The 7,469-nt window shown below is 59.5% G+C and carries 5 protein-coding genes and 1 pseudogene; 1 reads left to right on the top strand and 5 read right to left on the bottom strand.

Going from position 1 to position 7,469, the window contains the following annotated elements; translation table 11 throughout:
- Nucleotides 1–22 precede the first annotated feature (22 nt).
- The 4 genes and pseudogenes from LPA34_RS08100 to aspA all read right to left on the bottom strand — a co-directional run bounded on the left by LPA34_RS08100 (nucleotide 23) and on the right by aspA (nucleotide 5,090).
- Nucleotides 23–568 carry an alpha-amylase family glycosyl hydrolase gene (locus LPA34_RS08100; RefSeq protein WP_228976820.1) on the bottom strand — a complete coding sequence of 182 codons (546 nt, stop codon included), beginning with the start codon at nucleotides 566–568 and terminating at the stop codon, nucleotides 23–25.
- 82 nt (nucleotides 569–650) lie between these two features.
- Nucleotides 651–1,967, bottom strand: a pseudogene (locus tag LPA34_RS08095) (phage integrase family protein); the annotation flags it as partial.
- Nucleotides 1,968–2,108: 141 nt separating this feature from the next.
- Nucleotides 2,109–3,596 (bottom strand): amino acid permease, encoded by a 1,488-nt coding sequence (locus LPA34_RS08090; RefSeq protein ID WP_228976787.1) that lies wholly within the window; start codon nucleotides 3,594–3,596, stop codon nucleotides 2,109–2,111.
- A 93-nt stretch (nucleotides 3,597–3,689) separates the two neighbouring features.
- Nucleotides 3,690–5,090: an aspartate ammonia-lyase gene (gene aspA / locus LPA34_RS08085; RefSeq protein ID WP_228976786.1), complete on the bottom strand. Its 1,401-nt coding sequence runs from the start codon at nucleotides 5,088–5,090 to the stop codon at nucleotides 3,690–3,692.
- A gap of 151 nt (nucleotides 5,091–5,241) precedes the next feature.
- Between aspA and LPA34_RS08080 the strand changes: the two genes are divergently transcribed.
- Entirely contained in the window at nucleotides 5,242–6,207 is a 966-nt protein-coding gene (locus LPA34_RS08080) for a LysR family transcriptional regulator (RefSeq protein WP_228976783.1), read from the top strand.
- 61 nt (nucleotides 6,208–6,268) lie between these two features.
- Here LPA34_RS08080 and LPA34_RS08075 read toward each other — a convergent pair whose 3' ends face one another.
- The gene (locus tag LPA34_RS08075; RefSeq protein WP_228976782.1) at nucleotides 6,269–7,333 is read right to left on the bottom strand and encodes an asparaginase; all 1,065 of its coding nucleotides are present in this window, start codon (nucleotides 7,331–7,333) and stop codon (nucleotides 6,269–6,271) included.
- Between the last annotated feature and the right edge of the window lie 136 nt (nucleotides 7,334–7,469).

Below are 7,469 nucleotides of genomic sequence, written 5' to 3'. Positions count from 1 at the left end.
TTCCAGATAAGATTTCTGAACCTCAGAACCGGACATTTCTAAAAAGTCCAGACCCGGACATTTGAAACCAGCCTCGACATGGTGTAACGGTTTGGCTCCTTAACGACGAAAGTTCACACCCGGCGATTCTCTCCAGTTCGCCAATCATGGCCTGCTGCAACTCCGGGTTGCCATAATTCAGCTGAACCGTGTCGGGCCAGCCATCGAAGTATGGATCGCGACCGTGAGCCAGCAAAAGCGGCCCTGTCCTTGATTCGACCCAGCAGTAGTTTTGCGGTGAGCGAGCCAGGTCAGCCTCGTTGCCATGAACAAAGTAGTCCGGATGCTCGTCGATCCATGGGTGATCCGGCGCCATGTGATTCGGCACGAAGTCGAGCATCAGTTTCAGTCCGCGCCGCTGCAGCCGCTGTCGCAATCGGGCGAGCGATTCAGGGGTGCCGAGATCGCGATGGATGCTGTAGCTCTGAATGGCGAAGCCCGAACCCGCGATGTCTTCGATCTTGAGGTCCGACAGCGTTTGCGCGAACTCGTGTCGCCATTCAGGCTTTGCACGCGAAACTTGGGGCATGAACAAGGTAAGCGCAATTTCCTATCATAAGCCCTGAAGTTATGAAAGTTCGTGCACTTATGTGGATGTCTGTATAAACGGCCTACCGCTTTAAATCTCGTGCGGCGAACGCCTGATCAAACTGCCGGGCTCGCTGCACTTCGTCGCTGTGCAGATAGGTCGACGTCGTGGAGATCGAGGAATGGCGCAGATTGTCGCGCACCATGATCAGCTCGGCGCCTCGCGCCAGCGCGTGTGACGCGTGCGTGTGCCTCATCCAATGCGGGCTCGCCCGGCGCAGCCTCTCGGCCGTCGCGGGCCGCTCGTCCTGGATCGCGTCGGCCACCAGCACGAAGAACCGCCGCAGCACGCGCCAGAGCCGCGTGCTTTCGATGCCTGCGCCGTCCTCCTCAAGGCTTGCGACAAGCGGCGCCGCCGGGTTCCAGCGAGCGGGCGTGACCGGCAGGCCCCGCTGCACGAGATAGTGGTCGAGTGCCGTTCGCGCAAGCGGCGGCAATGCAACCTTACCGCGCTTGCCACCCTTGCCGAGCACGTGCAGCCAGTGATCGCCTTGCTCGTCCCAGCGAATGTCGGCGAGCGTCGCGCCAACCAGCTCGCTGGCGCGCAGGCCCGTCGCATAGCCGAAGTCCAGCAGAAACCGCAGGCGCTGCGCGGCCGGCTCGCTCCAGCCGCAGGACCATTCGAGGCCGTCGGCAACGGTGCGGATCAGCAGCCACTCGCCCTCCGAGAAGCCCCGCGACACGTCCAGTCCCGCGCCCAGCGCGTGGCTCTTGACCTTGACGCCGGCGAATGGATTCGCCAGCACGTAGCGCTGCTCGACCAGCCAGCGGAACAGCGCCGACAGGACGTTCAGTGCGTATGCCGCCGATCGGGGTGAGAGCGCGCCGGTGAACGGCCGCCATTCAATACTGCGCCGCGGCCGCGACGGCCCGACCCAACGCTCGCGCGGCGAAGGGCGGCGCAGGAAGGCACGATACGCGATCGCGTCGTCGGTAGTGAGCGACGACAGCGCACGGCCGCGCTCGACGATTGCCCACAGGATCAGACGTTCCGCTTCCTTGCGGTAGGCGCGCTGCGTGGCGGCCGATTCGTGCAGCGACAGCCAGGATTGGATCGCCTCGTAATCGTTGGACGCACTCAGCAGGCAGGGGGCCCGCGGCGCGCGGAACTGTCCTTGCGAGCCGTCGACTTCGTGCGGCACACCCAACTGTTCCCACGGCACGATGTTCCCGGCCGGTGCGGCGACGATCAACGCCCGCGCCCGTTCGGTCAACGCCGGGTACGTGGCAAAAAACGCCTCCACGCGGCGAGCGCCGGCGACGCCGAGCCCGGCGATACCTGTCCACCAGCGGCGCCGGCGCGGAATCCGCACGGTTAGATCAGCTAGCGTCCGGATGCCCGCATGAATTGAGAAGGAGCGCGAGGAATAGCAGAAGTGTCTTTCGGCACACGCCGCTGACTGCAAATCCTCGCCTGTCCCGTCCCAGCGTATGCTCACGCCGCTCATTTGCCGTCCGTCGGTATCGGTGGACAAACGAGCTTACGCTTTTTCGGGATTACGCCTACTGGCGGGCGGGTATGCCAATGCGTGCGCAGTCCGCCGCGTTTTGATGCGCCATCCGATAGCCAGAACCAGCCCCCAAACCGGGATCATGGCAACGGTCCACGTACCGCTCGGGTAGTCGAATGCCATCAGGACCAAAACTCCCAACAAAAACATCAGCGTCAGCCAGGAGGTGAAGGGAGCGCCCGGCATACGAAACGACACGTCTTCACACTCGCCCCGATTGACCGCGCGACGGAACAGGATCTGGCAACCGACGATGAAGCCCCAAGCCGAGATGATCCCGAGCGATGCGACATTCAGCACGATCTCGAACGCCTGTGCTGGCACGACGTAGTTCAACGGTACACCGATCGCATTGACCGCAACCGTGACAAGGATGCCCCCGTAAGGAACACCGTTGCGATTCATACGCGCGACGAAGCGCGGTGCGGAGCCACCCATTGCGAGGGACCGCAGGATCCGGCCTGTTGAATACAGCCCGGAATTGAGACTGGAGAATGCAGCGGTCAATACAACCACGTTCATGACCGTGCTGGCGTAGGGAACGCCGAGCTTCCCGAAGAAGGTCACGAACGGGCTTTCGTGCGCACTGTATGCCGTCCACGGCAACAACATGGTAAGCAGCACCACCGCGCCGACATAGAAGAGTGCGATCCGCCACATGACTCCATTGATTGCCTTCGGCAGAACCTTTCGCGGCTCCGCTGTCTCACCGGCTGCGATCCCGACTAGCTCGACGCTCGCGTAGGCGAAAACCACACCCTGAACAATCAGAACGGCAGGAAACAGTCCGTGCGGGAAGAAGCCGCCATTCTCAGCGACGAGATGAATGCCGGGCACCGATCCGGCAACCGGATGCCCGCTCGCCAGGAAGAAGATGCCGACGAGCAGGAACAAGCTCAATGCCCCGACCTTCACGAGAGAAAACCAGAACTCCATCTCCCCGAAAACCTTCACGCCTATCATGTTCATCAGGGACACGATAGCCAGGGCGCCAAGAGCGAACACCCACTGAGGAACGTCTGAGAATACGGCCCAATACTTCATGTAGATCGCGATAGCCGTAATGTCTACGATGCCGGTTGTCGCCCACGCTAGGTAATACATCCAGCCGGCCACATACGACGCACGCTCGCCCATGAACTCGCGCGCGTAAGACACGAAGCTCCCACTGGTTGGACGATGCATCACAAGCTCGCCCAAGGCTCGCATGATAAGGAAGGCGAACGCGCCGCACACGAGGTACACGATTGCCAGCGCCGGGCCAGCTAGCTGAAGCCGACTGCCAGCCCCAAGGAATAGGCCGGTGCCAATAGCACCTCCGATCGCTATCATCCGAACGTGGCGCGACTTCAGTTGCTTTGCGTATCCTGCTTCATGCGATGCAAACAGTGCTTCTTTGTCCGATTGCTTTCCATCGGCATCACGCTGTGCGTAAGCCGGAGTATTAGTGTCACTCATTGTTTCCTCCAGTGCGTCGCGCCGCGGAAAGGCGTTTTATTTAGGATCACTTATCCGAAACTACGTGGCGCCGTACGCTTTTGCTGATAATGGTCAGTACACTCGCGGCTTGATCAGTGCGTCGGGCCGGAGCGCTTCGTCCAACTTTTCGCTTGTCATGAGCTGTTTGCTGAGAACGACCTGCCTAACCGTCGCTCCCGTCTCATGCGCTTCGCGCGCCACGGACGTTGCGAGCTTGTAGCCGATATACGGGTTAAGCGCGGTTGCGAGAGAGGTGGAGCGTTCCACGGCTTCACGCATCCTTTCCGGGTTCGCGGTGATTCCCTTGACGCACTTGTCGGCCAGAGTCACGCTAGCTGCCGTGAGATGGTTAAAGCTCCTGAACAACGACGCGGCAATGATCGGCTCGAACGCATTGAGTTGCAGTTGGCCCGCCTCTGCTGCGAAGGTTACGGTAATGTCGTTGCCGAACACTTCGAACGCCACCTGATTTACGACTTCGGGGATGACCGGATTCACCTTCCCCGGCATGATCGAAGAACCTGCCTGCATCGGGGGAAGGTTGATCTCACCGAAGCCTGCGCGCGGGCCGCTCGCAAGCAACCGCAAGTCGTTACACGTCTTGGAGAGTTTGACGGCGATGCGCTTGAGGACCCCAGAAATCTGCACGAACGCGCCGCAATCTTGCGTAGCTTCGATGAGATTCGGCGCGATACTGAGGTCAATCCCGGTAATGCGCTTCAGTGTCTCCACTGCCCGGCCTGCATACTCGGGATGCGAGTTGATGCCTGTCCCAATTGCGGTCGCACCAAGGTTGATTTCACGAATCAAAGCGTCCGCTTCTTTTAGACGTGCCATGTCTTCTTCGACCATTGTGGCGAAAGCAGAGAACTCGAGGCCAAGCGTCATCGGAACCGCGTCCTGAAGCTGCGTGCGCCCGAGTTTCAGCAAGCCGGCGAATTCGACGGCCTTCTCTTCGAACGCATCATGCAAGCGGCCCATCGCCTCGATCAGGTGCTCGATCGCAAAGCTTGTCGCGATGCGCAATGCAGTGGGGTACACGTCGTTTGTACTTTGCGCGAGATTGACGTGCTCGTTGGGATGCAGGAAATCGTACTGCCCGCGCTCGTGCCCCAGGATTTCGAGCGCGCGGTTGCAGATGACTTCATTGGCATTCATGTTGGTGGACGTGCCTGCGCCACCTTGAATGATGTCCACCACAAACTGGTCGTGCAGCCGACCTTCGCGAATTTCGATGCACGCGCTCTCAATTGCGTCTCGGCGTTCTTTTGACAGTAGGCCCAACTGGTAGTTGGCCTCCGCGGCGGCTTGTTTGATCGATGCCAGCGCGCTAATCAGATAGGGAAATTTCGAAATGCTGACGCCGGAAATCTGGAAGTTTTCCTTCGCGCGCAGTGTATGAACTCCGTAGTAGGCGTCCGCGGGGACGTTCCGCTCGCCCAACAGGTCGTGCTCAACGCGATACTCTGTCACTGTCCCTCCTTCGTGTCTCGTCTTGGTTCGGCCGGGAAACTGGTCGAAGCCGGCTGTTTAGCCGACGTTGAAATTCTATGCTTTTGCGTCATGGCAACAATATCTGTATTATCGAACTCGGTTTTGCGTAGCGCGCAACAGTGGGGGAGCGATGAAACAGAAGCCGATTGATCCGGGCGTCGATCACCTTGGCGCTATGAGAGCGTTCGTAAGGGTCGTGGAGACAGGGAGCTTTTCTGCGGTCGCAAAGGAGACGCATGTTTCCACCTCTACCGTTGCGCGAAAGGTGTCCGCAATCGAGGAAGCGCTAGGCGTGCCGCTGTTGCACCGCACGACGCACAGCGTCACGCTGACGGAAGCGGGCCGCATCTATCATGAGCGAGCGATCACGCTCATCGCGGACCTGGACGACACTCTTCGGGTCGTTGCAGAACTTAATGCTCAGCCGAGTGGACCACTCAAATTGACCGCCCCCGTCGCATTCGGTCGCCGGTACCTGGCACCGCTGGTAGCGCCATTTCTCGAGCAGCACCCGACGATTCAGCTCGACGTCCGATTGACGGACAACCACAACGACCTCGTCGCCGGGGGATTCGATCTCGATATACACGAAGGGGAGAACTACCTCGATAACCTGATAGTCCATCGACTATCGCGTAACGACTCTATCCTGTGCGCGTCGCCTGCCTACCTGGATCGCTCGGGTCGCCCGAGCGTGCCTGAGGATCTCGCGAAATTGAATTGCTTAAGATACGTTCATCCGGAGGGCGATCCACGATGGCATTTTGTCAATGACGCAGGCCGGCAAAGTGTTCTGCCGGTTGGCAATCTGACTACCGACCATTCCGAACTGCTACTGGAAGCTACTTGCGCCGGGCTGGGAGTTGCCGAATTCGAAATCTGGCTAGTCCGAGACCTGTTGGCAAGCGGTCAGCTGGAAGCGGTTTTGCCGCGGTATCAAATGCAAAGCAAGTTGACCGGAGATTTCATTTATCTGGCCTACCTGACGAATAGGCGCAGCTCGGCGAAGCTGCGCGTTCTCAAAGACTTCCTTGCGGACCGACTGCGCAACGTCGGCGAACTTTCCGAAAAGGAAATCCAGAAAATACGCGGCTAGCCTGGCAACGGGCGGGCGAAAGTCTATGTGTCCACTCGTCGCATTGCGGCCCTGCGCGCCCTTAGTGCTTCGTCAATTCGAATGGGAACTCCGCATGTCCAATGGTGACGCCCTTCGTGTTCAGCATCTTCGGCCGATGATAGGCCTCGATCTGACTCCGTTGGCTTGGCGTCCCGATCTGAAGCCTCTCCAGCACTTCGCTCACGATCATGTACGCCACGTCGATATTGCCATCGCCGACCTTGACCGAGATACCGATCGCACCACTTGTACCCAAGCCCTGAGTTTGCTGCGATGCGCGAACCCCGACGCCGTAACAAGCATCCGCTCCGAGCTTGCCGACGAGTTCTCCTTCGAATGCATGCATCAGGACAGTGCAATATCTACCGTCGCCAGCAACCATTTCGGGATACTTCGTCATCGCCCGATAAATTCTCGCTAGCGCGGCTGATCGCTGGGTCAATTCCGTGTCCTGGGCCTCGGATGCGTCGGCAGCGTGGGCCAGCTGCGCGTAGAGGAACGCCAGCCGATCAAGCGGGAATGCAGGCGTAGGCAGGTTGCAGCCGTCGATACCCCACTGCACGAGGTCATCCGGCAACCCACATAGTTCCGCAGTTACGCGTTTCACCAGGCCTTGCATCGGGTGGTCAGGTAAGTGGTATCCCGCCATGGCAGCACCAAGCGCCTGTGCGCCGCCCAACATGCCAACATGCTTGCCCGAGCAGTTACTGCAAACAGCGGTCGGCTCGTAATCGCGCTTGACCCACGACCGATAAACGGCGTCCGACAGAGGCGCGTGGCCTCCACAGCGCATGTCCGATTCTTGCGCATCCACCTTCGTAAGCATGGACTTCGTTCGCTCAATATGGCGATCCTCGCTGTTATGCGATGCGCACATTAGAGCGAGGTCCCCTTCGTCAAATGCGAATCGGTCGAACGCTCCCGATTCGAGTACAGCAACCGCCTGAGCTGGCTTCGCAGCTGAGCGGGCGAGTGTCATTCGCGTGGGGTCTCCGAAGCTGTACAAAAGCTTCCCATAAGCGTCCACGATTGCAATGTGCGCGCTATGGACATTTTCAACTGACTTGTCGCGGTACGTGATCACCGCCTCATCATTCCTTTCCATCCTCGTACTCGCCTCCATTCGTCCCTCCTTGCGACCGCCAGAACATAGGGCCTGACTTCACCAGTACGCGAGTGTATCGGTCGCTTCCCGGTTCTGATTGCCCCCATTTGGAAATCCGTCTTGCGCGGAATGCAAA

The sequence above is a fragment of the Paraburkholderia gardini genome (assembly GCF_907164575.1).
Lineage (GTDB): Bacteria > Pseudomonadota > Gammaproteobacteria > Burkholderiales > Burkholderiaceae > Paraburkholderia > Paraburkholderia gardini.
The sequence above is the reverse complement of the archived record's forward strand: the minus strand, read 5'-3'. Positions and strand labels throughout refer to the sequence as shown.

Bases quoted from the DNA above. Each gene is read 5' to 3' on its own strand.
- LPA34_RS08100 (WP_228976820.1), bottom strand. From the start codon at position 568: ATGCCCCAAGTTTCGCGTGCAAAGCCTGAATGGCGACACGAGTTCGCG.
- LPA34_RS08090 (WP_228976787.1), bottom strand. From the start codon at position 3,596: ATGAGTGACACTAATACTCCGGCTTACGCACAGCGTGATGCCGATGGA.
- LPA34_RS08080 (WP_228976783.1), top strand. From the start codon at position 5,242: ATGAAACAGAAGCCGATTGATCCGGGCGTCGATCACCTTGGCGCTATG.
- LPA34_RS08075 (WP_228976782.1), bottom strand. From the start codon at position 7,333: ATGGAAAGGAATGATGAGGCGGTGATCACGTACCGCGACAAGTCAGTT.